The 23706-nt window shown below is 74.6% G+C and carries 22 protein-coding genes; 18 read left to right on the top strand and 4 right to left on the bottom strand.

Annotated elements, in window-relative coordinates; genetic code table 11:
- The 4 genes from ABZ873_RS08230 to ABZ873_RS08215 all read right to left on the bottom strand — a co-directional run.
- On the bottom strand, nt 1-743 hold a 743-nt coding region (locus tag ABZ873_RS08230), incomplete at its 3' end, for a NeuD/PglB/VioB family sugar acetyltransferase (RefSeq protein ID WP_360867051.1).
- Nucleotides 740-1894 carry a DegT/DnrJ/EryC1/StrS family aminotransferase gene (locus ABZ873_RS08225; protein WP_360867048.1) on the bottom strand — a complete coding sequence of 385 codons (1155 nt, stop codon included), beginning with the start codon at nt 1892-1894 and terminating at the stop codon, nt 740-742. The genes ABZ873_RS08225 and ABZ873_RS08230, both read right to left, overlap by 4 nt.
- Complete coding sequence (locus ABZ873_RS08220) at nt 1891-2913, bottom strand: NAD-dependent epimerase/dehydratase family protein (RefSeq protein ID WP_360867045.1); 1023 nt, start codon at nt 2911-2913, stop codon at nt 1891-1893. The genes ABZ873_RS08225 and ABZ873_RS08220 overlap by 4 nt, the downstream gene beginning before the upstream one ends.
- A gap of 108 nt (nt 2914-3021) precedes the next feature.
- Nucleotides 3022-4131, bottom strand: coding sequence for a Gfo/Idh/MocA family oxidoreductase (locus ABZ873_RS08215; protein WP_360867042.1), 1110 nt, complete (start codon nt 4129-4131; stop codon nt 3022-3024).
- 382 nt (nt 4132-4513) lie between these two features.
- On the opposite strand from ABZ873_RS08215, the gene ABZ873_RS08210 reads away from it, so the two are divergent.
- The 18 genes from ABZ873_RS08210 (at nt 4514) to hypE (ending at nt 23674) form a co-directional block, all read left to right on the top strand.
- Complete coding sequence (locus tag ABZ873_RS08210; RefSeq protein ID WP_360867039.1) at nt 4514-5383, top strand: glycosyltransferase; 870 nt, start codon at nt 4514-4516, stop codon at nt 5381-5383.
- Nucleotides 5384-5510: 127 nt separating this feature from the next.
- Nucleotides 5511-6932 (top strand): MFS transporter, encoded by a 1422-nt coding sequence (locus ABZ873_RS08205; protein ID WP_360867036.1) that lies wholly within the window; start codon nt 5511-5513, stop codon nt 6930-6932.
- Complete coding sequence (locus ABZ873_RS08200; RefSeq protein WP_360867033.1) at nt 6929-7945, top strand: TolB-like translocation protein; 1017 nt, start codon at nt 6929-6931, stop codon at nt 7943-7945. The genes ABZ873_RS08205 and ABZ873_RS08200 overlap by 4 nt, the downstream gene beginning before the upstream one ends.
- A 59-nt stretch (nt 7946-8004) precedes the next feature.
- Nucleotides 8005-8379 carry a low affinity iron permease family protein gene (locus tag ABZ873_RS08195; protein WP_360867030.1) on the top strand — a complete coding sequence of 125 codons (375 nt, stop codon included), beginning with the start codon at nt 8005-8007 and terminating at the stop codon, nt 8377-8379.
- A gap of 218 nt (nt 8380-8597) precedes the next feature.
- Nucleotides 8598-10307 carry a hydrogenase maturation protein gene (locus ABZ873_RS08190; RefSeq protein ID WP_360867027.1) on the top strand — a complete coding sequence of 570 codons (1710 nt, stop codon included), beginning with the start codon at nt 8598-8600 and terminating at the stop codon, nt 10305-10307.
- Nucleotides 10308-10389: 82 nt separating this feature from the next.
- Nucleotides 10390-11460 (top strand): hydrogenase expression protein HypE, encoded by a 1071-nt coding sequence (locus tag ABZ873_RS08185; protein WP_360867024.1) that lies wholly within the window; start codon nt 10390-10392, stop codon nt 11458-11460.
- A gap of 152 nt (nt 11461-11612) precedes the next feature.
- Complete coding sequence (locus tag ABZ873_RS08180; RefSeq protein WP_360867021.1) at nt 11613-13397, top strand: nickel-dependent hydrogenase large subunit; 1785 nt, start codon at nt 11613-11615, stop codon at nt 13395-13397.
- Nucleotides 13394-13918 carry a hypothetical protein gene (locus ABZ873_RS08175; protein WP_360867018.1) on the top strand — a complete coding sequence of 175 codons (525 nt, stop codon included), beginning with the start codon at nt 13394-13396 and terminating at the stop codon, nt 13916-13918. Before ABZ873_RS08180 ends, ABZ873_RS08175 begins: the two co-directional genes overlap by 4 nt.
- Nucleotides 13915-14574 (top strand): DUF5947 family protein, encoded by a 660-nt coding sequence (locus ABZ873_RS08170; protein WP_360867016.1) that lies wholly within the window; start codon nt 13915-13917, stop codon nt 14572-14574. The genes ABZ873_RS08175 and ABZ873_RS08170 overlap by 4 nt, the downstream gene beginning before the upstream one ends.
- Nucleotides 14571-15272, top strand: a complete 702-nt coding sequence (locus ABZ873_RS08165; RefSeq protein ID WP_360867014.1) for a DUF6084 family protein — start codon at nt 14571-14573, stop codon at nt 15270-15272. The genes ABZ873_RS08170 and ABZ873_RS08165 overlap by 4 nt, the downstream gene beginning before the upstream one ends.
- Complete coding sequence (locus ABZ873_RS08160; protein ID WP_360867011.1) at nt 15269-16687, top strand: hypothetical protein; 1419 nt, start codon at nt 15269-15271, stop codon at nt 16685-16687. Before ABZ873_RS08165 ends, ABZ873_RS08160 begins: the two co-directional genes overlap by 4 nt.
- Nucleotides 16684-17235, top strand: a complete 552-nt coding sequence (locus tag ABZ873_RS08155) for a hydrogenase maturation protease (protein WP_360867008.1) — start codon at nt 16684-16686, stop codon at nt 17233-17235. The genes ABZ873_RS08160 and ABZ873_RS08155 overlap by 4 nt, the downstream gene beginning before the upstream one ends.
- A 226-nt stretch (nt 17236-17461) precedes the next feature.
- A complete protein-coding gene (locus ABZ873_RS08150; RefSeq protein WP_360867005.1) occupies nt 17462-17857 on the top strand; it encodes a hydrogenase maturation nickel metallochaperone HypA in 396 nt (131 codons plus the stop codon).
- 3 nt (nt 17858-17860) lie between these two features.
- Nucleotides 17861-18736 (top strand): hydrogenase nickel incorporation protein HypB, encoded by an 876-nt coding sequence (gene hypB / locus ABZ873_RS08145; protein WP_360867002.1) that lies wholly within the window; start codon nt 17861-17863, stop codon nt 18734-18736.
- Nucleotides 18736-21120: a carbamoyltransferase HypF gene (hypF, locus tag ABZ873_RS08140; RefSeq protein ID WP_360866999.1), complete on the top strand. Its 2385-nt coding sequence runs from the start codon at nt 18736-18738 to the stop codon at nt 21118-21120. Before hypB ends, hypF begins: the two co-directional genes overlap by 1 nt.
- Nucleotides 21089-21460 carry a HypC/HybG/HupF family hydrogenase formation chaperone gene (locus ABZ873_RS08135; RefSeq protein WP_360866996.1) on the top strand — a complete coding sequence of 124 codons (372 nt, stop codon included), beginning with the start codon at nt 21089-21091 and terminating at the stop codon, nt 21458-21460. The genes hypF and ABZ873_RS08135 overlap by 32 nt, the downstream gene beginning before the upstream one ends.
- Complete coding sequence (gene hypD / locus ABZ873_RS08130) at nt 21457-22596, top strand: hydrogenase formation protein HypD (protein WP_360866993.1); 1140 nt, start codon at nt 21457-21459, stop codon at nt 22594-22596. The genes ABZ873_RS08135 and hypD overlap by 4 nt, the downstream gene beginning before the upstream one ends.
- Nucleotides 22589-23674, top strand: coding sequence for a hydrogenase expression/formation protein HypE (gene hypE / locus ABZ873_RS08125; protein ID WP_360866990.1), 1086 nt, complete (start codon nt 22589-22591; stop codon nt 23672-23674). Before hypD ends, hypE begins: the two co-directional genes overlap by 8 nt.
- The last annotated feature ends 32 nt before the right edge of the window (nt 23675-23706 follow it).

The following is a 23706-nucleotide window of genomic DNA, read 5'->3' as shown; positions in this document are numbered from 1 at the left end:
GGCGGGGGGATCCGGCGGGGCGGCCGCGCGCGGGCCAGTTCGGCGAGGGCGGTGGCCCCCGCCGGCCGCAGCGGGCGGGCCGGACTGCCGGCCCACACCTGCCCGGCGGGCACGTCCGCGAGCACGGTGCTGCCCATGCCGGTCAGCGACCAGGCGCCGAGCGCGGCGTACTCCCGCACCAGTGCCCCCGCCCCCACGTACGCCCCGCGCCCCACCCGCACCCCGCCGCCCAGGCGGACGCCGGAGGCGAGGGTGGCGAAGTCCCCGACCTCGTCCTCATGGGTGAGCACCACCTGCGGCATGACCGCCACATGGGCCCCGACCCGGACGGCCGCCGTCAGCACGCAGTGCGCGAGCAGCACCGAGCCCGGCCCCACGGCCGAGGAGGCCGACACCGCCGCCGTCGGGTGGACCACCGTCGCCCAGCGGTGCGCGGGCAGCCCCAGGCGCCGCACCAGCCGCGCCCGTACCGCGTAGTCCCGGGGACTGCCCACGCAGACCACCACGCGGGCGGCGGGCAGCGCGTGGACCAGCTCGCAGCCGCCCAGCACCGGCACCCCGTCGACCTCGCGCCCGAGCAGCGCCGGATCGTCGTCCAGGTGCCCGGCGAGCCGCCAGCGCGGGGCCAGGCCGCGCGCCGTGTCCGCGGCGGCCACGTCCCGGACCGCCTGCGCGGTCTCCCGCGCGAACCCGCCCGCACCGACGATCAGCAGATCCTCGGTCGCGGCCCCCGGCCCGCTCATCCGCCCGCCCGCTCCCGCAGCACGGCCACCACCCGGTCCTGCTGGGCGGCGGTCATCGTGTGGAACAGCGGGAGGATCAGCGAGTCCCGCGTCAGCCGCTCCGTCACCGGCAGCGCCGCCGCGCCGTGGCCCGCGTACGCCGGCTCCAGGTGCGAGGCCATGATCCCGCGCCGGGCCGAGATCCCGGCCTCGGCGAGCGCCGCGAGCAGCGCGTCCCGGCCGAGGGGGAAGTCCTCGGCGAGCAGCACCCAGTACGACTGGAAGTTGCCCTGGCCGTGCTCCGGATCGCGGACCGGGCGCACGCCCGGGACCCCGGCCAGCAGCTCCCCGTACCGGGCGGCGAGCGCCCGCCGCCGGGCCACGATCTCGTCCAGCTTGCCGAGCTGCACCAGGCCCACCGCGGCCTGGATGTCGGTCATCCGGTAGTTGTAGCCGGTCTCCAGATAGCTCTCGGCGATCGGGGTGCCGCTCGCGTGGCGCTCGGCGGCCGACACGTTCATCCCGTGCTCGCGCAGCCGCCGCAGCCGCTCCGCCCAGCCGGCGTCGTCCGTGGTCAGCATGCCGCCCTCGCCGGTGGTGATCACCTTGCGGGGGTGGAAGGACCAGGCGGCGAGCAGGGCGCCGTGGCCGACGGACTTCCCGCCGACCGTGGCGCCGATACCGCAGGCGGCGTCCTCCACCAGCGCCAGGTCCCAGTCGGCGCAGGCCGCGCGCAGCGCGTGCACATCGGCCGGCACCCCGCCCTGGTGGACGGCGAGCACCGCCCGGGTCCTGGGGGTGCGCACGGCGTCCACGGTGGCCGGGGTCAGGTTCCCGGTGGCCTCCTCCACGTCCGCGAACACCGGCCGCGCGCCCACGTAGCGCACGGCGTTGGCGGTGGCGATGAAGGACAGCGAGGGCACGACCACCTCGTCCTCCGGGCCCAGGTCCAGCGCGATCAGCGCCAGGTGCAGGGCGGTGGTGCAGGAGCTGAGCGCGATGGCGTGCTCGGCCCCGACCCGCTCCGCGAAGGCCCGTTCGAAGGCGGCGACGCGGGGCCCCTGGGCCACCCAGCCGGAGAGCACCGCCTCGGCGGCGGCGCGCGCCTCCTCCTCGCCCAGCCACGGCACCATCACCGGGATCCGGGCCGCGGCGGCCCCCGGGGCGCTCATCGGCCCGCCTCGGCGGGAGCGGACGCGGACGCGGCAGCGGGATCCTGGGCGTCGGCCGCGCGCTCGGACCGCCACCAGTCGACCAGGTCCCGCAGCCCCGTCCGCAGGTCGATCGCGGCCGTGAAGCCCAGCCGCTCCGCCGCCCGCGAGGTGTCCGCGAGCCGCCGGGTGACCCCGTTCACGGCGCGCGCCGGCCCGTGCTCCGGGACCATGCCGTCCGCGTCCATGGCCTCCAGCAGCCCCTGGGCGAGCTGGAGCAGGCTGGTCTCCGTACCGTGCGCGACGTTGAACACCTCGTCGGTCAGCCCGGACTCCGCCGCCAGCAGGTTGGCGCGCGCGATGTCCCGTACGTCGACGAAGTCCATGGTCTGCGTGCCGTCGCCCAGGATCAGCGGCGGCTCGCCCGACGCGATCCGCTCCATCCAGCGGATCAGGACCTCCGTGTACAGGCCGTGGATGTCCATCCGCGGCCCGTACACGTTGAAGTAGCGCAGGGCGATGTAGTCCAGCCCGTACATGGAGTGGAAGCTGCGCAGCATCCCCTCGTTGAACGCCTTCGCCGCGCCGTAGAAGGTGTCGTTGCGGTACGGGTGGTGGTCCTCGCCCGTCGGGAAGGTGTCGGCCAGCCCGTACACCGAGGCGGAGGAGGAGGCGATCACCTTGCCCACCCCGGCGGCGGCCGCCGCCTCCAGCACGTTGAACGTGCCGTCCACCATGACCTCGTTCGCCAGCCGCGGCTCCTCCGCGCACTGGGTGATCCGGATGGCGGCGAGGTGGAACACCAGGTCGGCGCCCTCCGTCGCCTTGCGCACCGCGGCCACGTCGCGGATGTCGCCCTCGACGACCTCCACGACACTGCTCGGCAGCGCGCGGGCCAGGTTGGCGGTGCGCCCCCGCACGAAGTTGTCGAGCACCACGATCTCGCGGGCCCCGTGGTCCACCAGCTGGTCCACCACGTGCGAGCCGATGGTGCCCGCCCCTCCGGTGACCAGAATCCTCTTGCCTCGTACCCTGCTCAACGCCCTGCCCCCACTGGTTGGTCGTGGTCTTGCGTGTGACGGAATGCGGAGGGCCCGCGGACGGACCCGCCCGTGCGGCGGCCCGGTCCTCGCCCGGACCGCGAGGGATCAGCGCCCGGTGCGCAGTCCGACGACCGCGCCGCGGAACTCCAGGCTGCGGGAGGCGGCTTCGAGGATGTCCAGGACCTTGAGCCCCGCCCGGCCGTCGGTGAGCGCGGGCCGGCCCGTGCGGATGGCGTCGGCGAACTCCTCCACCATGCTGCGCAGGGCCTCCTTCTCGCCGATCGCGGGCGCGACCATGTCGCCGGTCCGGTAGGAGACGAGCATGTCGCGGCGCTCGTCGGCGCCGATCTCCTGCGGGGTGCTGAGCTCCACCCCGCGGTCGAACACCGAGACGCGCTGGGTGGGGTTGAGGTCGTCCCAGACCAGGGTGCGCTTGGAGCCGCCGACCATGGTGGTGCGCACCTTCGTCGGGGAGAGCCAGTTGACGTGCACGTGCGCGATGGCGCCGGTGTTCAGCTGGAGGGTCAGATAGGCCACGCAGGACTGCCCGGTGCCGATCGGGTCGGCGCCGTGCGCGGCGACCGCCACCGGCTCGACGTGGTCGGGGAGGATGAAGTCCAGCACCGACAGGTCGTGGGGGGCCAGGTCCCACAGGACGTCGATGTCCTTCTGGACCAGCCCGAGGTTGATGCGTACGGAGTCCACGTAGTGGATCTCGCCCAGTTCGCCGGAGCGGACCATGTCCCGGATCCGGCCCACGGCCGGGGTGTAGCAGTAGGTGTGGTCGCACATCAGGGTGAGATCGCGCTCCTCGGCCTCGGTGACCAGCCGCAGCCCGTCCTCGTAGGTGGCGGCGAGGGGCTTCTCCACGAGGACGTGCTTCCCGGCGCGCAGCGCGGCCAGGGCGACGTCCAGGTGGGTGCCGGCCGGGGTGGCCACGGCGACCGCCGCCACCGAGGGGTCGGCGAGCACCGCCGCGTAGTCCGCGGTCGCCTGGACGGTGGAGTACCCGCCGAGCACCTGCCGGGCCCGGTCCACGTCCAGGTCGCACAGCCACTGGAGGCGGAACAGCGGGCTGGACTGGAAGTTGCGGACGAGATTGGGCCCCCAGTAGCCCGCACCGACCACGGCCACGCCTAAGGGGGCCGGGGGCTCCTCACCGGTGGTCCCGGCGCCCCGCCCCGCCCGTTCCGCGTCCTTCGCGGTGTCCTTCACAGCGTTCCCCTTCCTTCCGCGCACGCCGCACGGCGTGCCGACAACTCGTGGCCGGGACGCGTGGAAGGGAGGGAAATGCCGTCGACGGCAGGGCGGACGCCCGCGCGTGGCGTGTCCGACCTGCTCGACGGTGATGGCCCCCCACAACCGCGCTCTGCGTGAACCGCGTGTTCCGCCCCCCGGCCCGGCCACCTGTTCCCCACAAGCGGCCGAACCCGTACTGCTGCCGCCGTTCCGGAGCGTGCCCGCCGGCGGCACCGAGGCGTGCCGGAGGAGCATGCCGATTCCGGTCGGCGCCGTTCAATCTAGACCACCGGGCTTACGTCCGGGCAGAGTTGACGGAAACGCCTGGAGCGGGTGTTCGACGGTGCATACTGCCCGGGTGACCAGCATCGTGATACCGGCCCACAACGAGGGCCGGGTCATCGGCCGGCTCCTCGACGAGCTCCTGGCCGACACCTCCTCTCCCGCCCCCGACATCGTCGTGGTGTGCAACGGCTGTACGGACGACACCGCGCGGGTCGCCGCCGCGCGCGGGGACCGCGTACGCGTCGTGGAGATCCCGGCGCCCTCCAAGCACACGGCCCTGCGGACCGGCGACGAGCACGCCCGCGGCTTCCCCCGACTGTACGTGGACGCCGATGTCGTGCTCGGCGCCACCGATGTGCGGGAACTGACGGACGCGCTCGCCGGGGACCCGGACCTGCTGGCCGCCGCCCCCGCCCGGCTGATCCCGCTGGCGGCCGCCGCCTGGCCGGTACGGGCCTACTACCGGGTCTGGCAGCGGCTGCCCGCCGTCCGCGAGGGGCTGTTCGGCCGCGGGGTGATCGCCGTGACCGAGGAGGGACACCGCCGGATCGCCGCGCTGCCCCCGCTGATGGCCGACGACCTGGCCGCCTCCCTGGCCTTCGCGCCGGGGGAGCGGAGCGTCGTCGGCTCCGCCCGGGTGGTCGTGCGTCCGCCGCGCACCTGGGCCGACCTGGTACGGCGCAAGGTGCGCGCGGCCACCTCGTCGGCCGAGCTGGAGCACCTCCAGGCCACCGGGCAGGTGCCCGTACCGGTGCGGGCCGCGCCCTCGGCCCGCACCGGCACCGCGGACCTGCGCGGACTGGTGCGCGCCGATCCCGAACTGCTGCCCGCCGTCGCGGTGTTCGTCCTGGCGGCGCTGGCCGCCCGCCGGGGGTCCCGCGAGGCCGTGCGCGCGGGGGACTTCTCCACCTGGCTGCGGGACGAGAGCAGCCGCGAGGGCTGAGACCGCCCGGCCCGGCGGGGGCGGGACGGCCGAATCACCGCGTACGCACCGCAGTTGGCCCGTACAAGCATTAGGGTTCCACTCGCACGTGCGAGTGATCCACACGGAGGCATCGGGGGCTCAGAGCATGTACCTCGCGGACCGCTCCGCGCCCGCGGGCGAGCAGGGCGCGCAGGGCGCGCGGCACGACCGGGGCGACCGGGGCGAGCAGGGGGAGAGGAGCGCGCCGGGGGCCTTATCCGGCCGGACCGGGCGCGTCGTCGCCCCGGCCGTCCTCGCCCTCGGCACCGTCAGCCTGATCACCGACATCTCCTCCGAGATGGTCACCGCCGTCCTGCCCCTCTACCTGATCGCCGGGCTCGGCCTGAGCCCGCTCGGCTTCGGCGCCCTCGACGGCGTCTACAACGGGGTCAGCGCCCTGGTCCAGCTGACCGGCGGCCACCTCGCGGACCGGGTCCGCAACCACAAGCTGATCGCCGGCCTCGGCTACGGACTCTCCGCGCTCTGCAAACCCCTGCTGCTGCTCGCCCACAGTCTCGGCCCGATCAGCGTGATCCTCGCCCTCGAACGCACCGGCAAGGGCCTGCGCACCGCGCCCCGCGACGCGCTGATCTCCCTCTCCGCACCGCCCGAGGCCCAGGGCCGCGCCTTCGGCGTGCACCGGGCCATGGACACCACCGGCGCCCTGCTCGGCCCGCTCGCCGCCTTCCTCATCCTGGGCGTCGCCGCCGACGGCTACGACGCGGTCTTCGCCGTCAGCGGCTGCGTCGCCGTGCTCGGTGTCGTGGTGCTGGTGCTCTTCGTGCCCTCCGGCGGCGGCCTTCCCGCGCTGCCGCCCCCGTCCGGGCCCGCCCCCGCCCCGGAGGGCCCGAGCCCCGTACGGGTCCGGGACGCCCTGGCGCTGCTGCGCCTGCCCCGGCTGCGTTCCCTGGCGCTCTGCGCGGTGCTGCTCGGCCTGACCACCGTCAGCGACGCCTTCGTCTACCTGCTGCTCCAGCGCCGGACCGGCCTCGGGGACCAGTGGTTCGCGCTGCTGCCGCTGGGGACCGCCGCCGTGTTCCTGCTGCTCGCCGTCCCCGCCGGGGCCCTCGCCGACCGCATCGGCCGCCGCACCGTCTTCCTCACCGGGCACGCCCTCCTCCTCACCGGCTACGCCCTGCTGCTGTGGGCCCCCGACTGGCCGGCGCTGCCCTATCTGGTGCTCGCCCTGCACGGCATGTTCTACGCCGCCACCGACGGGGTGCTGCCCGCCGCCGTGGCCGCCACCGTGCCCGCCGCCCTGCGCGCCACCGGCATGGCCCTGGTCGGCACCGGCCAGGCGCTGGCCCGCTTCGTCTGCTCCCTCGCCTTCGGCGGCGCCTGGACCCTGTGGGGCCCCGGACCCGCCCTCGCCGCCGCCGCGGGCGGGCTGCTGTGCTGCGCCGCCGTCGCGGGCCGCGTACTGCGCCCCGCCGCGCCGGGGGCCACGCCTGCCGGGGACACCCCGCCCCCGGCTGCCGGGGACACCCCGGCCACCGACCCCGCCCGAAGCCCGCGAGGACCCCGATGACCCGCTCCCGCCGCCTGCTCGTGCTCCTGGTGGCGGTGCTGCTGCTCGGAGGGGTCGCCGCCGCCTGGGTGCTGTACGCCGCCGACCGCGCGGGACGGCCCGGCGCGGGAGGCGCGGCCGGCACACCGGGCGCCGTCGCGCTGACCCCCGGACAGGACGCGCTGGCCTTCCTGGGCGGCGGGCAGGGGCCCCGGCGCGGAGCCCTGGCCGCCGTCCCGGCCGCCGCGCCCGATGGCCCCCGTACCGTCTCCGACCTCAGCTGCCAGCGGTTCCACGCCGCCGCCGGCACCGGGATCTGCCTGCGCTCCACGCCGGGCGCGCTGGCCCAGGACAACAAGGCCCTCGTCCTCGACGCCGGACTGCGCACCGTACGGAGCTTTCCGCTCGCGGGGACGCCGAGCCGGGCCCGGGTCTCGCCCAGCGGCCGTTTCGTGGCCTGGACCGTCTTCGTCTCTGGGGAGTCCTACGGCGCGGCCTTCTTCTCCACCCGTACGGCCGTCCTGGACACCCGTACCTGGAAACTGGAGGCCAGCCTGGAGGAGTTCGCCATCACCCTGGACGGCCGCGACCACCGGGCGCAGGACGTGAACTTCTGGGGCGTCACCTTCGCCAAGGACGACGACACCTTCTACGCCACCCTCTCCACCGGCGGCCGCACCCATCTGGTGAAGGGCTCGCTCTCCCGGCGGTCCGTCACCACGCTCGTCCAGAACGTCGAATGCCCGTCCCTGTCGCCGGACGAGACGCGCATCGCGTACAAGAAGCGGGTGCGCCCCGGGGCCGCCCTGTGGCGGGAGCACGTCATGGACCTGTCCACCCTGCGGGACCACCCCCTCGCCGAGAAGCACAGCGTCGACGACCAGGCCCTCTGGCTGGACGACCGCACCCTGGCCTACGCCCTGCCCACCGAGGGCGCCCCCGACGGCACCGACCTGTGGACGGTCCCCGCCGACGGCAGCGGTGCCCCCCGCCTCCTCACCCCGGACGCCTCCTCCCCGGCCCGCCTGCGCTGAACGGGTCCCGGCGCCGGCCGGGAGGGGTTCGGCGGGCCCGGTTCGGGCAGGTGTGCGGCATGACCTTCGAGCACCCCGCCGAGAAGAAGGACGGGAAACAAGGACTCGGCCGCTTCGAGAAGCTGGCGGAACTGGCGTCGAACTTCACCAGCTCCGCCGCCTTCTCGGTGTTCTGCGTCCTGCTGGTGGCCACCTACCTCACGGTCCACCTGCTCCACCTGGAGACGACCTGGCAGCACCTGGTCGGCGACGCGATGGGCGCGGTCTCGCTGCTGCTCCTGGCCCTGCTGAAGAACTCCGAGCGCCGCGCCGAGCACGCGATCCAGCTCAAGCTGAACGCCATCGCCGCCGCCCTGCTGGAACAGCAGGAGGGGGAGTGGGGCCAGGCGCACAAGGACCTCCAGGAGGCCATCGGCGTCGAGGACCAGCGCTGATCCGGCCCCCCGGCCCGCCCCGGCCGGCCGCCCCCGGGTAGGGCCGAGCGGGCGTTCCCGGGCTGCGCTTTCGGGTGACACCGCCGCAGCGCCGCGGCCGGGCGGGCGGCGGGGTGGCCCAGCATCTCAGGCGGCCGGTCGTGTGCCGGTCAGGAGCCGCACCGATCCGGCCGGGCCCCGCGACACGCGGCCCCCGGCCGCCGCCGCCGGGAGACCACGTGTTCGTCCTGCTCGTCGCGAGCGCCTTCAACAGCCTCACGCAGCGCGTCCACGCCGAACTGCGCGACCACGGCCACCGGGTGGCCGTCGAGCTCGCCGTGCCCGGCACCCCCTGGGCCGCGGCCGTGCACCGCCACCGGCCGGACCTGGTCCTCGCCCCGATGCTGCGCACCGCGATCCCCGAGGACGTCTGGACCGCCCACACCTGCCTGATCGTGCACCCCGGCCCCGTGGGCGACCGCGGCCCCGCCTCCCTGGACCACGCCGTGCAGGACGGGGAGACCCGCTGGGGCGTCACCGTCCTCCAGGCCGGCGCCGAGATGGACGCCGGGGACGTGTGGGCCACCGCCGCGTGCCCCGTACCGCCCGTCGGCAAGAGCGACCTCTACCGCGGCGAGATCGCGGACGCCGCGCTGGAGGCCGTCCTGCTCGCCGTGGACCGCTTCGCCTCCGGCACCTACGTCCCCCGCCCCCAGACCGGGAGCCGGACGCGGCCGCCGGTGCGCCAGGAGGACCGCCGGATCGACTGGGAGCGGGACGGCACCGAGCGGGTCCTGCGCCTGCTGCGCGCCGCCGACTCCCGGCCCGGCGTACGGGACCGGCTGCTCGGGGAGGACTGGTACCTGCACGGCGGCCACCGCGAGGACGGCCTGCGCGGGCGCCCCGGCGCACTCCTGGCCACCCGTGCCGGGGCGCTCTGCCGGGCCACCGCCGACGGGGCCGTCTGGATCCCGGAGCTGCGCGCCCCGCGTACGCCGGAGCGCCCCGCGGGCCCCCGGCTGCCCGCCACGCTCGCCCTCGGCGACCGGCTGCCCGCACTGCCCGAGCACCCCGCGCCCCCGGAGGCCGGCCCCCACCGGCCCGACTGGTCCGACATCGGCTACCACGAGGAGGGGCGGACCGGCTTCCTGTCGTTCTCCTTCCCCGGCGGCGCGATGAGCACCGGCCACTGCCGCCGCCTGCTGGCGGCGTACGGGGCCGCCCGCAGCCGCCCCACCACCGTGCTGGTCCTCGGCGGCGGCCGGGACTTCTTCTCCAACGGCATCCATCTCGGCGTCATCGAGGCCGCCGCCGACCCGGCCGCCGAGTCCTGGGAGAACATCCAGGCCATGGACGACCTCGTCGAGGCCGTCCTCACCACCACCGACCGGCTCGTCGTCAGCGCCCTCGGCGGCAACGCCGCCGCCGGCGGGGTCATGCTCGCCCTCGCCGCCGACGAGGTCTGGTGCCGCACGGGCGTCGTCCTGAACCCCCACTACCGCCTGATGGGGCTGTACGGCTCCGAGTACTGGACGTACACCCTGCCCCGCCGCGTCGGCCCCGCCACCGCCGCGCGCCTCACCGCCGAGGCCCTGCCCCTGAGCGCCGCCGCCGCGCACCGGCTCGGACTGGCCGACCGTACGGTGCCCTGCGCGCCCGGCGACTTCGACCGCGAGACGCGCCGCCTCGCCACCCGCCTGGCGGACCTGCCCGCCACCACCGCCCGGATCGCCGCCAAGAAGGCGGCCCGCGAGCGCGACGAGGCCGTGCGCCCGCTGGCCGAGCACCGCGCGGCGGAGCTGGCCGAGATGCGGGCGGTGTTCTCCGACCCGCAGGCGCCCTACCACGCCCTGCGGCGCGCCTTCGTACGCAAGGAGCGCCCGGAGCGCCCCGCCGCCGTCACTGGACCGGCCCAACAAGACGCGGCACCCGCCCCGCGCCCCTGTTAGCAAGAAGGGTGGGGCCGGGCGACCGCCCGCCTCCCTCCACCCCCACCCCCTCACCTTGATCCCCTCCCCGAGGAGGCAGCGCATGGCCGCAGAGACGAAGGCCGCAGAGACGAAGGAACCGGTCGACGACCCAGTGATCCATATCCTCTGGATCAACGCCGGCCTGAGCTGCGACGGCGACTCCGTGTCCCTGACGGCGGCGATGCAGCCGTCCATCGAGGAGATCGTCACCGGCACCCTGCCCGGTCTCCCCAAGATCGCCGTGCACTGGCCCCTGATCGACTTCGAGTGCGGTCCGGTCGGTGGCGCCGACACCTTCATCGAGTGGTTCTTCAAGGGCGAGCGCGGCGAGATCGACCCCTTCGTGCTCGTCGTCGAGGGCTCCATCCCCAATGAGTCGATCAAGCCCGAGGGCTACTGGTGCGGCTTCGGCGACGACCCGGAGACCGGCCAGCCCATCACCACCAGCGAGTGGATCGACCGGCTGGCCCCCAAGGCCCTCGCCGTCGTCGCCATCGGCACCTGCGCCACCTACGGCGGCATCCACGCCATGGAGGGCAACCCGACGGGCGCCATGGGCGTGCCCGACTACCTGGGCTGGGACTGGACGTCGCAGGCGGGCATCCCGATCGTGTGCGTGCCCGGCTGCCCGATCCAGCCGGACAACTTCTCGGAGACGCTGACCTACCTGCTCTACCAGGCGGCCGGCTCCGCCCCGATGATCCCGCTCGACGACAAGCTGCGCCCCACCTGGCTCTTCGGCGCCACCGTGCACGAGGGCTGCGACCGGGCCGGCTACTACGAGCAGGGCCAGTTCGCCCACACCTACGACTCCCCGAAGTGCCTGGTCAAACTGGGCTGCTGGGGTCCGGTCGTGAAGTGCAACGTGCCCAAGCGCGGCTGGATGAACGGCATCGGCGGCTGCCCCAACGTCGGCGGCATCTGCATCGCCTGCACCATGCCCGGCTTCCCGGACAAGTTCATGCCCTTCATGGACGAGCCGCCCGGCGCGAAGGTCTCCACCACCGCGAGCGGCGCCTACGGCGCGGTGATCCGCAGGCTCCGCGAGCTCACGGCCCACACCGTGGACGAGGAGCCGAAGTGGCGGCGTACCGGCCGCGCCCTGACCACGGGCTACCGCCCGCCCTGGTGACGTCCCCGTCCCGGTGACGCCCCGGCCGCCCGACGGCCGCGTACGGGGCCCCGCATCCCGCGGGGCCCCGTCCCCCCGCCCCCGCAAGCCCGCGTGCGCGGGCACCCGTACCGCACGCGCACGCGTACCGACGAAGGGTCACGGCAGAGACGATGGCACCGAACACGAAGCCGGCCGGTGACGGCAGCGGCCTGGTGGAGATGGCCTGGGATCCGATCACCCGGATCGTGGGCAGCCTCGGCATCCACACGAAGATCGACTTCAAGCAGAAGCGGGTCGCGGAGTGCTACAGCACCTCCTCGGTCTTCCGCGGCTACAGCGTCTTCATGCGCGGCAAGGACCCCCGCGACGCGCACTTCATCACCAGCCGCATCTGCGGGATCTGCGGCGACAACCACGCCACCTGCTCGGTGTACGCGCAGAACATGGCCTACGGGGTGAAGCCGCCCCACCTCGGCGAGTGGATCATCAACCTCGGCGAGTCCGCGGAGTACATGTTCGACCACAACATCTTCCAGGAGAACCTGGTCGGGGTCGACTACTGCGAGAAGATGGTCCGCGAGACCAACCCCGGCGTCCTGGAACTGGCCGAGCGCACCGAGGCCCCCCACGCCGGCGAGCACGGCTACCGCACCATCGCGGACATCATGCGCTCCCTCAACCCCATCGAGGGCGAGTTCTACCGCGAAGCGCTCCAGGTCAGCCGGTACACGCGCGAGATGTTCTGCCTGATGGAGGGCCGCCACGTGCACCCCTCCACCCTCTACCCGGGCGGTGTCGGCACGGTCGCCTCCGTCCAGCTCTTCACGGACTACATGAGCCGCCTCATGCGGTACGTCGAGTTCATGAAGCGTGTCGTCCCCCTCCACGACGACCTCTTCGACTTCTTCTACGAGGCCCTGCCCGGCTACGAGGAGGTCGGACGCCGCCGGGTGCTGCTGGGCTGCTGGGGCGCCCTCAACGACCCCGAGCACTGCGACTTCACCTACGCCAACATGACCGACTGGGGACGGAAGATGTTCGTCACCCCGGGCGTCGTCGTGGACGGCAAGCTGGTCACCAACGACCTCACCGAGATCAACCTCGGCATCCGCATCCTGCTCGGCAGCTCGTACTACGACGACTGGCAGGGCCAGGAGCAGTTCGTCACCCACGACCCGCTCGGCAACCCGGTCGACCCGCGCCACCCCTGGAACCAGCACACCATCCCCGCCCCGCAGAAGCGGAACTTCGACGACAAGTACAGCTGGGTGATGTCCCCGCGCTGGTTCGACGGCAAGGACCACCTCGCCCTCGACACCGGCGGCGGCCCCATCGCCCGCCTGTGGTCGACCGCCCTGTCCGGCCTGGTCGACGTCGGCTACGTCAAGGCCACCGGCCACAGCGTCGTCATCAACCTGCCGCGCACCATGACCAAGCCCGAGACCCGCTTCGAGTGGAAGATCCCGAAGTGGTCCAACGCCCTGGAGCGCAACCGCGCCCGTACCTACTTCCAGGCGTACGCCGCCGCCATCGCCCTGCACTGCGCCGAGAAGGGCCTGGCCGAGGTCCGCGCCGGACGCACCCAGACCTGGGAGAAGTTCGAGGTGCCGGACGAGTCCATCGGCGTCGGCTTCACCGAGGCGGTACGCGGGGTCCTCTCCCACCACATGGTCATCCGGGACGGGAAGATCGCCAACTACCACCCCTACCCGCCGACCCCGTGGAACGCCAGCACCCGCGACACCTTCGGCACCCCCGGCCCCTACGAGGACGCCGTGCAGAACACGCCGATCTTCGAGGAGAACACCCCGGAGAACTTCAAGGGCATCGACATCATGCGCGCCGTGCGCAGCTTCGACCCCTGTCTGCCCTGCGGGGTCCACATGTACGTCGGTGGCGGCAAGACCGTGAAGACCATGCACGTCCCCACCGGGCTGAGCGGACTGGGCGGATGAGCGCCGCCCCCGCCACCGACGCCCGCGAGGCGGGCCGGCGCGTCGAGGAGATCCTGGACGCGCTGGCCGCCACCGGCAGCCGCGAGAGCTGCGCCGCCGCCGAGGAACTGGTGCGCGTCCTCATGGAGTTCTACGGTGCCGGGCTCGCCCGGATCGCCGGGACCCTGGGCGAGGCCCCGCTCGCCGCCCTCGCCGAGGACGAGCTCGTGGCGAGCCTGCTCTCCCTGCACCACCTCCACCCCGAGGACGTGCGCACCCGGATCGACCGCGCCCTGGCCCGGTCCGGCGACCCGGTGGAACTGGTCGGCTTCGACGAGGCCACCGGCGTACTGCGGCTGCGCCCCGCTGCCCCCACCGGCGGCTGCGGCTGCGGCACCGGCGGTTCGGAGCGGAGCGTCGAGGACACCCTCGCCTGCTTCGTCCCCGAGGTGACGGCCGTCGAGATGGAGCCCGCCCCGGCCCCGCAGCCGCCGCTGCTCCAGATCGGCACCCGGCCCACCACCCCGGCGCGGGTACCGTGACCGGCCCCGCCCTCGGTACGCGGACCCCGCGCGGGCTGCACCGCTTCACCGGCCCGAGGCCGCCCCGGCCCGAGACCTGCGAGCTGTGCGGCGTGGCGGTGCCTGAGGCCGGGCACCGCCACCTGGTGGAGACCGAGAAGCGCGCCCTGGTCTGCGCCTGCACCGCCTGCTCCCTGCTGTTCGACCGGCCCGGCGCGCGGACCGGCCGCTACCGGGCCGTCCCCGACCGCTATCTGGCCGATCCGGAGCACCGGCTCGACCAGGGGGTCTGGGAACTGCTCCAGATCCCCGTCGGCGTCGCCTTCCTCTTCCGCAACGCCGCCCTGGACCGGCTCGTCGCCCTCTACCCCAGCCCCGCCGGGGCCACCGAGAGCGAACTCGACCCGGAGACCTGGCAGCGCGTCCTGGGCGGCGGGCGGCTGGCCGCCCTGCTGGAGCCCGACACCGAGGCGCTGCTCGTCCACCGCTGGGAGGGCCGGTCCGGCTGCTACCTGGTGCCGATCGACGTCTGCTACGAACTCGTCGGCCGGATGCGGCTGCTGTGGCAGGGCTTCGACGGCGGCGCCGAGGCACGCGCCGCCCTCGCCGCATTCTTCGACGAGGTCGGCCGCCGGGCGAAGCCCCTCGCCCCGGCCACGGAAGCGGGCCCCGCGTGAGCGACCTCTCCTTCACCTGCACCGGGGTGCGCGCCGACCCGTACGCGGCCGGCCCCACCCTGGTCTTCCGGCTGCGGATCACCGCCGCCGGCGGAGCCCGCGTCCACGCCCTCGCCCTGCGCTGCCAGATCCGCATCGAACCGGCCCGGCGCGGCTACGGCCCCGCCGAGGCCGAGGGGCTGGCCGACCTGTTCGGCGAGCGCTCCCGCTGGGGCACCACCCTCCAGCCGGTGCAGTTCGCGCAGGTCCCGGTGATGGTGCCCGGGTTCACCAGCGAGACCGAGACCGATCTCGTCGTGCCCTGCACCTACGACATGGACATCGCCGCCACCCGGTACTTCGAAGCCCTCCAGGAGGGCGAGGTACCGCTGCTCATGCTGTTCTCCGGCACCGCCTTCACCGGGGACGGCGGCTTCCGGGTGGAACCGGTGCCCTGGGACCGCGAGGCGACCTTCCGCATGCCGGTGACCGTCTGGCGGGAAATGCTCGAACAGCATTTCCCCGGCTGCGGCTGGCTCCGGCTGCCCGCGGACCTGATGGCCGACCTGCTCGCCTACCGCTCCCGGAACGCCCTCGCCTCGTGGGAGTCGACCGTACGCGCCCTGCTCGACGCGGCCGAACCGAGGCGGCAGCCCCCGCCCGGCCCGCCGCGGCTGGCCGGGGCGCTGCCGCGCGTCACCGAGAGGACGGCCCCGTGACCGCCACCACCACGACCGCCGCCGACCCCCGCTTCGCCGCCGCGCGGCAGGTGGCCGACGCCGTCCTGCTGGAGGGGTACGTGCTCTACCCCTACCGGGCCTCCGCCGCCAAGAACCGGCTGCGCTGGCAGTTCGGGGTACTCGTACCCCCGGCCTGGGGCCCCGCGCACGACGAGCCCTCCGCCCAGCAGACCCAGATCCTGATGGAGCCGAGGACCGGCGCGGAGCTCTCCCTGGAGCTGCGCTTCCTGCACGCCCAGCGGCGCACCGTGCACCGGGCCCTGGCGGACGGCGGCTTCGAGGAGACCGGGGAACTGCACCTGCCCGACCGGGTCCTGGTCCCCTGGGACGAGGGGGCCGAGGAGCGGGTGGAGTTCCGGGTGCCCGTGGCCGGGCTGGCGGGGGAGGGCATCACCCTCCCCTTCCACCGGCCCGCCCGCGAGGAGGCCGAGGAGGTGCCCGGCCCGGACGGGCGGACGGCGGGCCGCCTGGTGCGGCGTACCGAGGCCGTCGAGGGCGTCCTGCGGCTGCGCGCCGAGGAACTGGACTGCGCCTACCGGGCGTTCCGGCTCACCGCGGTGGTGGAGAACACCAGCCCGTGGACTCCCGCCGCCGGCGGGGCCGCCGACCGCGAAGCGGCCCTGCCGCGCTCGCTGGTCGCCGCGCACCTCCTGCTCGGCCTGGACTCCGGCTCCTTCCTCTCCATGACCGACCCGCCCGAATGGGCCCGCCCGTCCGTCGCCGCCTGCGTCAACCGCCACACCTGGCCGGTGCTCGCGGGCGCGGACGGCCGCGCCGACGTGGTGCTGTCCTCGCCGATCATCCTGGAGGACCATCCGGCCATCGCCCCCGAGAGCGCCGGGGCCATGTACGACGCCACCGAGATCGACGAGATCCTGGCCCTGCGCACGGCCGCCCTCACCGAGGCGGAGAAGCGCGAGGCACGCGGCACCGACCCCCGGGCCGCCGCCGTCATCGACCTCGCGGACTCCCTGCCGCCCGAGGTGCTGGAGCGGCTGCACGGCGCGGTGCGCTCCCTGCGCGAGGTCACCGGCGAGGACCTGCCGCCGGCGCTGACGGAGCTCCCGGACGAGGAGGCCGTCTTCCGGCCGGAGACCCCCTGGTGGGACCCGGCCGGAGCCGCGGCCCCCGAGCCCGGCCCGGTCGCCGTCGACGGGGTCCCGGTCGGCCCCGGCAGCCGGGTCCGGCTCCGCCCCGGGGCCCGCCGTACCGATGCCCAGGACCTCTTCCTGCACGGCCGCGCCGCGAGGGTCGAGGCCGTGCTGCACGACGTCGACGGGGGAGTGCACCTCGCCGTCACCGTGGAGGACGATCCGGGCGCCGACATCCGCCGGGAACAGGGCCGGTTCCTCTACTTCCAGCCCGACGAGGTCACCCCGCTGGAGGAGGCGTGAGCACGAAGGTCCTGGTCGCGGGCATCGGCAATGTCTTCCTCGGCGACGACGGCTTCGGCGTGGAGACCGTACGCGCCCTGTCCGGGCACCCGCTGCCGGACGGGGCCGAGGTGGTGGACTTCGGCGTCCGCGGGGTCCACCTCGCCTACCAGCTGCTCGACGGCTACGACACGCTCCTGCTGGTCGACGCCACCGCGCGCGGCGGCGAGCCGGGCACGCTGTACCTCATCGACGTGGGAGCCGAGGCCGGGGGTGGCTCCGGGCCGGGTGTGGAGCCCGGCGGCGGGGCCGTGCTCGACGGACACCACATGTCACCCGACACCGTCCTCGCCCTGCTGGACACCCTGTGCGCCGGAACCGGCGCCACCCCGCCCCGGCGCACGCTGGTCCTCGGATGCGAACCCGCCTGCGTCGAGGAGGGCATCGGCCTGAGCGCGCCCGTGGCCGCCGCCGTACCGAGAGCCGTCCGCATGGCCCTGGACCTGCTCCACGACCGGGCCCCCGACGCGGCGGGCGCACCCCGCCCCGCACTGAGGAGAACCCCATGAAGAAGGCATTCATCGGCGGGGCCGCGGCCGCCGCCCTCGCCGTCCTGGCCGTCCAGGTCCTCCCCGACATCAGGCGTTACCTGCGCATCCGCAAGATGTGACACCCCGCCCGCCCGGCGCCGCGCCCCCACCGCCGAACGGCGTACGGGCGGCGCGGCGCACCGGCGTGCCCGCCCGCGCCGCCCGCACCCCGCCGGTGTAATGAGCCCCGGCAGGACGGAGAACGATGCACGAGATGTCGATCGCCATGGCCGTCGTGGGCCAGGTGGAAGAAGCGGCCCGTGCGGCTGACGCGCACGCGGTGACCGCCGTACGCCTCCGGGTGGGCGAACTGGCCGGTGTCGTGCCCGACGCCCTGGCCTTCTGTTTCGAACTGGCCTGCGCCGGAACGGTCCTGGAGGGCGCCGAGCTCACCACCGAGGCGGTCGAGGCCCGCGCCCGCTGCCGCTCCTGCCCCGGCGCCTGGGCCGTCGGGATGCCCCCCGAGCTGTGCTGCCCCGGCTGCGGCAGGGCCACGGACGTGGAACTGCTGTCGGGCCGCGAGCTGGAGATCCTCAGCGTGCGCTGGGAGGACGGCCCGGCCGGCGACCGTACCCGCGAACCGATTCCCGAGGAGGCTTGAGCCATGTGCCGAGAGGTCGATCTGCGGCAGGCGGTGCTCGCCAAGAACGACAGCGCCGCCCACATCCTGCGTACGGAACTCACCGCGCGCGGTACGACGGTGGTCAACCTGCTCTCCAGCCCCGGCAGTGGCAAGACCGCGCTGCTGGAGCGCGAACTGCTCCTCGCGCGGGAGCGCGGCGTGCCCGTCGCGGCCCTCACCGCGGACCTCGCCACCGAGAACGACGCGACACGGCTGGCGCGTTCGGGCGTACCGGTCAAGCAGGTGCTCACCGACGGGCTCTGCCACCTGGAGGCCGCCATGCTCGGCCGGCACCTGGACGGCTGGCTGCCCGAGGACACCCGGGTGCTCTTCGTGGAGAACGTGGGCAACCTGGTCTGCCCGGCCACCTACGACCTGGGGGAGTCCCTGCGGGTGGTGCTCGCCTCGGTGACCGAGGGCGAGGACAAGCCCCTCAAGTACCCGACCGCCTTCGGGCTCGCGCAGCTGGTGGTGGTCACCAAGACCGACATCGCGCGGGCCGTCGACTTCGACGAGGCCGCCTTCCTGGCCCACGTCCAGCAGGTCAACCCCGGTGTGGAGGTGCTGATGACCTCGGCCCGCGCGGGCGAGGGGCTGGGCCTGCTGCTCGACCGCGCCCTGGCGGCCGCGGCGGGGACCTTCACGCACACGCCGGTGATGGCCGGCCGGCAGCCCTCCGCCCTGGCCGGTCACGCGCACACGCACGAGCACGGGACCGAGCACGGGCACGGGGCCGAGCACACGCACGGCCACGAGCACGGACACAGCCACGAGCACGGGCACGGCCATGCCCACGACCACGGGCCCGATCACGACCACCACCACCCGCACGTCCGGTCCGCCGCGCAGACCCGCTGATGGACGCGGCCGTGCAGCGCCGCCGGATCACCGTGCGCGGAGTGGTTCAGGGCGTCGGCTTCCGCCCCTACGTCTACACCCGCGCCATCGGACTCGGCCTCGCCGGGCATGTCACCAACACCCCCGAGGGCGTGGTCGCGGAGGTCGAGGGCAGCCCGGCGGCGGTGCTGCGGTTCTGCGAACGGCTCGCGGCGGACGCGCCCCCGCTGGCCGTGGTCGACGCCGTCGACCACCACGAGGTGCCCGCCGCGGGCGGCACCGGCTTCACCATCGTCGCCTCCCGCACCGGCGGCCCCGCCCGCACCCTCGTCTCCCCGGACGTGGCCACCTGCGCCGACTGCCTGGCCGAGCTGGCGGACCCCGCCGACCGCCGCCACCGGCACCCCTTCATCACCTGCACGCACTGCGGGCCGCGCTTCACCATCGTCACCGGGCTGCCCTACGACCGCGCGCACACCACCATGGCCCGCTTCCCGCTGTGCCCGGACTGCGCCCGCGAGTACGCCGATCCCGCCGACCGCCGCTTCCACGCCCAGCCCGTCGCCTGCCCCGCCTGCGGACCCCGGCTCACCCTGCTCACCGGGAGCCCGCCCCGCCCGGCCGCCGGCCCCGACCCGGTGGCGGCGGCCCGCGGCCTCCTCGCCGCCGGGGCGGTCCTCGCCGTCAAGGGGCTCGGCGGCTACCACCTGGCCTGCGATGCCACCCATGCCGGAGCCGTGGCCGAGCTGCGCCGCCGCAAGGCCCGCGGGGACAAGCCCTTCGCGCTGATGGCCCGGGACCTCCACGAGGCCGGGCGGTACGCGCACATCGGGCCCGAGGAGCGGGACCTGCTCACCGGGTCCGTGCGCCCCATCGTGCTGCTGCGCCGCCGGGACGGCCTCGGGGACGGGCTCGCCGCCGAGGTCGCGCCGCGCTGTCCGGACCTGGGCGTGATGCTCCCGTACACGCCCCTGCACCATCTGCTGCTCGGGCTGCCCGGTGACCCGCCCGGTCCCCGCCTGCTCGTCATGACCAGCGGGAACCTCGCCGGGGAGCCCATCGTCACCGACGACGAAGAGGCCCTGGACCGGCTCGCCGGGCTCGCCGACGCCTGGCTGACGCATGACCGCCCCATCCATGTGCCCTGCGACGACTCCGTGGTCCGGGTCTGCGACGGGGAGACCCTGACCGTGCGGCGCGCCCGCGGATACGCCCCGCTGCCGCTCCCGCTGCCCCTGTCCGTCCCCCCGGTGCTCGCCGCCGGCGGGGACCTCAAGAACACCTTCTGCCTCGGTGAGGGGCGGCACGCCTGGCTGTCCGCGCACATCGGTGACATGGACGACCTCGCCACGCAGGACGCCCTCGAACGCGCCGAGCGTCAGCTGGAGTCCATCACCGGCGTCACCCCCGCCCTCCTCGCCGCCGACCGGCACCCCGGCTACCGCTCCGCCCGGTGGGCCGCGCGCACCGCCGGATCCCGGCCGCTCGTCCGCGTACAGCACCATCACGCACATATCGCCTCCGCCATGGCCGAACACGGCCTGGACGGCAGCCGCCCGGTGATCGGCGTCGCCTTCGACGGCACCGGCTACGGGGACGACGGGGCCGTCTGGGGCGGCGAGGTCCTGCTCGCGGACTACGCCGGCTACACCCGCTTCGCCCACCTCGGCTACGTGCCGCTCCCCGGCGGGGACGCGGCCGTGCGGCGCCCGTACCGTATGGCGCTGGCGCATCTGCGGGCCGCCGGGCTGGCCCGGACGCCGGACCTGCCCTGTGTCGCCGCCTGCCCCGGCGACGAACTGCGCGTACTGGAGAGGCAGTTGGAGCGGGACCTGAACTGCGTCCCGACCTCCAGCATGGGCCGCCTCTTCGACGCCGTCTCCTCCCTGGCGGGCATCTGCCACCACGCCCGCTACGAGGCGCAGGCCGCGATCGAGCTGGAGGCCGCCGCGCTCGGCGCCCCCGGGGCCGCCGGGCCCGGCTACTCCTTCGGGCTGCGCGTCCCCGTAGCCTCCGCCCCCGGACCGGTCACCGCCGAACCGGGACCCGTACTGGCCGCCGTGGCCGCCGATGTGCGCGCCGGGACCGGCCCGGCGCTGATCGCCGCCCGCTTCCACGCCGCCGTCACCGCCCTCGTCGCGGACCTCTGCGGGCTGGCGCGCGAGCGGCACGGCATCGGCACCGTGGCCCTGACCGGCGGGGTCTTCGCCAACACCCTGCTGTCCTCCGGCTGCGCCCGCACCCTGCGCGCCGCCGGGTTCACCGTCCTGCGGCACGGCCGGGTCCCCCCGAACGACGGCGGGCTGTCCCTCGGGCAGCTCATGGTGGCCGCCGCCACCGCGACCGCGCACCACCCACAGCGAGGAGGAACCCATGTGTCTGGCGGTACCCGGCAGAGTGCTTGAGATCGCCGAGAAGGACGGCACCCGCATGGCCACCGTCGACTTCGGCGGGGTCCAGAAGGAGGTGTGCCTGGAGTACCTGCCCGACCTGGAGGTCGGGGAGTACGCCATCGTCCACGTGGGATTCGCCCTCCAGCGGCTCGACGAGGAGTCGGCCCGCCAGACGCTCGAACTCTTCGAGCAGCTCGGCATGCTCCAGGAGGAGTTCGGGGACCCCTGGGAGCAGGCCGCCGCCCAGGCCGGCCCCGACGCCCCCTGGCCCTTCGCCGACGGACCGGCCCTCGGCGGACCGGCCGCCGAGGGGCCCGCCGTCGCCGCACCCCAGGAGGAAGCCGCGCCGTGAAGTACATCGAGGAGTTCCAGGACCCCGCCCTCGCCCGGCGGCTGCTCGACGACATCCACGCCACCGTGACCCGCCCCTGGGCGCTGATGGAGGTCTGTGGCGGCCAGACCCACACCATCATCCGGCACGGCATCGACCAACTCCTGCCGAAGGAGGTGGAGTTGATCCACGGGCCGGGCTGCCCGGTGTGCGTCACCCCGCTGGAGGTGATCGACAAGGCGCTGGAGATCGCCTCCCGCCCCGACGTGATCTTCTGCTCCTTCGGTGACATGCTCCGCGTCCCCGGCACCGGCCGCGACCTCTTCCAGGTCCGCAGCGAGGGCGGCGACGTACGCGTCGTCTACTCCCCGCTCGACGCCCTGCGGATCGCCCAGGACAATCCGCAGCGCCAGGTGGTGTTCTTCGGCATCGGCTTCGAGACCACCGCGCCGCCCAACGCCATGACCGTCCATCAGGCGAAGAAGCTCGGCATCCGCAATTTCAGCCTGCTGGTCTCCCACGTACGGGTCCCCCCGGCCATCGAGGCGATCATGCGCTCGCCCAGCTGCCGGGTCCAGGGCTTCCTGGCCGCCGGGCACGTGTGCAGCGTGATGGGCGTGGGCGAGTACCCCGAGCTGGCCGCCCGGCACCGCGTCCCCATCGTGGTGACCGGCTTCGAACCGCTGGACATCCTGGAAGGCGTACGGCGCGCGGTGCGGCAGCTCGAACGCGGCGAGCACACCGTCGACAACGCCTACGCCCGCGCCGTCCGCCCCGAGGGCAACCCGGCCGCCCTCGCCATGCTGGAGGACGTCTTCGAGGTCACCGACCGGGCCTGGCGCGGCATCGGCGTGATCCCCGGCAGCGGCTGGCGGCTCTCCGCGCGCTACCGGGACTTCGACGCCGAGCACCGCTTCTCCGTCACCGGGATCACCACCCGCGAACCGGCCGAGTGCCGCAGCGGCGAAGTGCTCCAGGGGCTGCTGAAACCGCACGAGTGCGCCGCCTTCGGCACGCTCTGCACCCCGCGCAGCCCGCTCGGCGCCACCATGGTCTCCAGCGAGGGGGCCTGCGCCGCGTACTACCTCTACCGGCGGCTGGAGCTCAAGCCCGTGTCCGCCGCGACCACCCCGCTGGAGGCGACCCCCGTTGTCTGACACCGACACCCGGGCCGGCGGCGCCGCCGCGCTCGATCTCACCGGCTGGACCTGCCCGGCCCCGCTGCGCGACCGGCCGCGCGTGGTGATGGGCCACGGCGGGGGAGGCGCGCTCTCCGCCGAGCTGGTGCAGCACCTCTTCGCCCCCGCCTTCGGCGGCGAGGTCCTGGCCCAGCTCGGGGACAGCGCCGCCGTCACCCTCGGCGGGGCCCGGCTGGCCTTCTCCACCGACTCCTACGTGGTGCGGCCGCTGTTCTTCCCCGGCGGCGGGATCGGTGACCTCGCGGTCAACGGCACCGTCAACGACCTGGCGATGAGCGGGGCCCGGGCCGCGTACCTGTCCTGCGGGTTCATCCTGGAGGAGGGCGTCGAGATGGCCGTGGTCGCCCGGGTGGCCGAGGCCATGGGCGCGGCCGCACGGGCCGCGGGCGTGGAGATCGCCACCGGGGACACCAAGGTCGTCGAGGCGGGCCACGGGGACGGGATCTACATCAACACCGCGGGCATCGGCCTGATCCCCGAGGGCGTGGACCTGCGACCGCAGCGGGTGGTGCCCGGTGATGTCGTGATCGTCAGCGGCGCGATCGGACTGCACGGTGTGGCGATCATGAGTGTCCGGGAGGGCCTGGAGTTCGGCGTGGACGTCGAGAGCGACTGCGCCGCCCTCGGCGGGCTGGTGCGGAGCATGCTGGCCGTCACCCCCGACCTGCACGTCCTGCGCGACCCCACCCGCGGCGGTCTGGCCGCCTCCCTCAACGAGATCGCGGCCGCCTCCGGCACCGGGGTGGTCATCCAGGAGAGCCGCGTCCCGGTCCCCGAGGCCGTGGCCAACGCCTGCGCGATCCTGGGGCTGGACCCGCTCTACGTGGCCAACGAGGGCAAGCTCGTCGCCTTCGTCCCGCGCGAGCACGCCGAAGCGGTACTGGACGCCCTGCGCGCGCACCCGCTGGGCCGTGAGGCCGCCGTGATCGGCGAGGTGGTGGCGGAGCACCCGGGGATGGTGGTGGCCCGTACGGCCCTCGGGGGCACGCGGGTGGTGGATCTGCCGATCGGGGAGCAGCTGCCGCGTATCTGCTGAGCGCGGTATTTGCTGAGCGCGGTGCGGGCGTA

This window comes from Streptomyces sp. NPDC047014 (genome assembly GCF_040644195.1).
GTDB lineage: Bacteria > Actinomycetota > Actinomycetes > Streptomycetales > Streptomycetaceae > Streptomyces.
Note: the sequence above shows the minus strand (reverse complement) of the source record. Positions and strands in the feature narration are given on the sequence as shown.

Excerpts from the sequence above, each read along its gene's own strand:
- ABZ873_RS08185 (WP_360867024.1), top strand. The coding sequence starts at position 10,390 with ATGGCCGCAGAGACGAAGGCCGCAGAGACGAAGGAACCGGTCGACGAC.
- ABZ873_RS08150 (WP_360867005.1), top strand. The coding sequence starts at position 17,462 with ATGCACGAGATGTCGATCGCCATGGCCGTCGTGGGCCAGGTGGAAGAA.
- ABZ873_RS08225 (WP_360867048.1), bottom strand. The coding sequence starts at position 1,894 with ATGAGCGCCCCGGGGGCCGCCGCGGCCCGGATCCCGGTGATGGTGCCG.
- hypF (WP_360866999.1), top strand. The coding sequence starts at position 18,736 with ATGGACGCGGCCGTGCAGCGCCGCCGGATCACCGTGCGCGGAGTGGTT.
- ABZ873_RS08195 (WP_360867030.1), top strand. The coding sequence starts at position 8,005 with ATGACCTTCGAGCACCCCGCCGAGAAGAAGGACGGGAAACAAGGACTC.
- hypB (WP_360867002.1), top strand. The coding sequence starts at position 17,861 with ATGTGCCGAGAGGTCGATCTGCGGCAGGCGGTGCTCGCCAAGAACGAC.
- ABZ873_RS08135 (WP_360866996.1), top strand. The coding sequence starts at position 21,089 with ATGTGTCTGGCGGTACCCGGCAGAGTGCTTGAGATCGCCGAGAAGGAC.
- ABZ873_RS08200 (WP_360867033.1), top strand. The coding sequence starts at position 6,929 with ATGACCCGCTCCCGCCGCCTGCTCGTGCTCCTGGTGGCGGTGCTGCTG.
- ABZ873_RS08175 (WP_360867018.1), top strand. The coding sequence starts at position 13,394 with ATGAGCGCCGCCCCCGCCACCGACGCCCGCGAGGCGGGCCGGCGCGTC.
- ABZ873_RS08180 (WP_360867021.1), top strand. The coding sequence starts at position 11,613 with ATGGCACCGAACACGAAGCCGGCCGGTGACGGCAGCGGCCTGGTGGAG.
- ABZ873_RS08205 (WP_360867036.1), top strand. The coding sequence starts at position 5,511 with ATGTACCTCGCGGACCGCTCCGCGCCCGCGGGCGAGCAGGGCGCGCAG.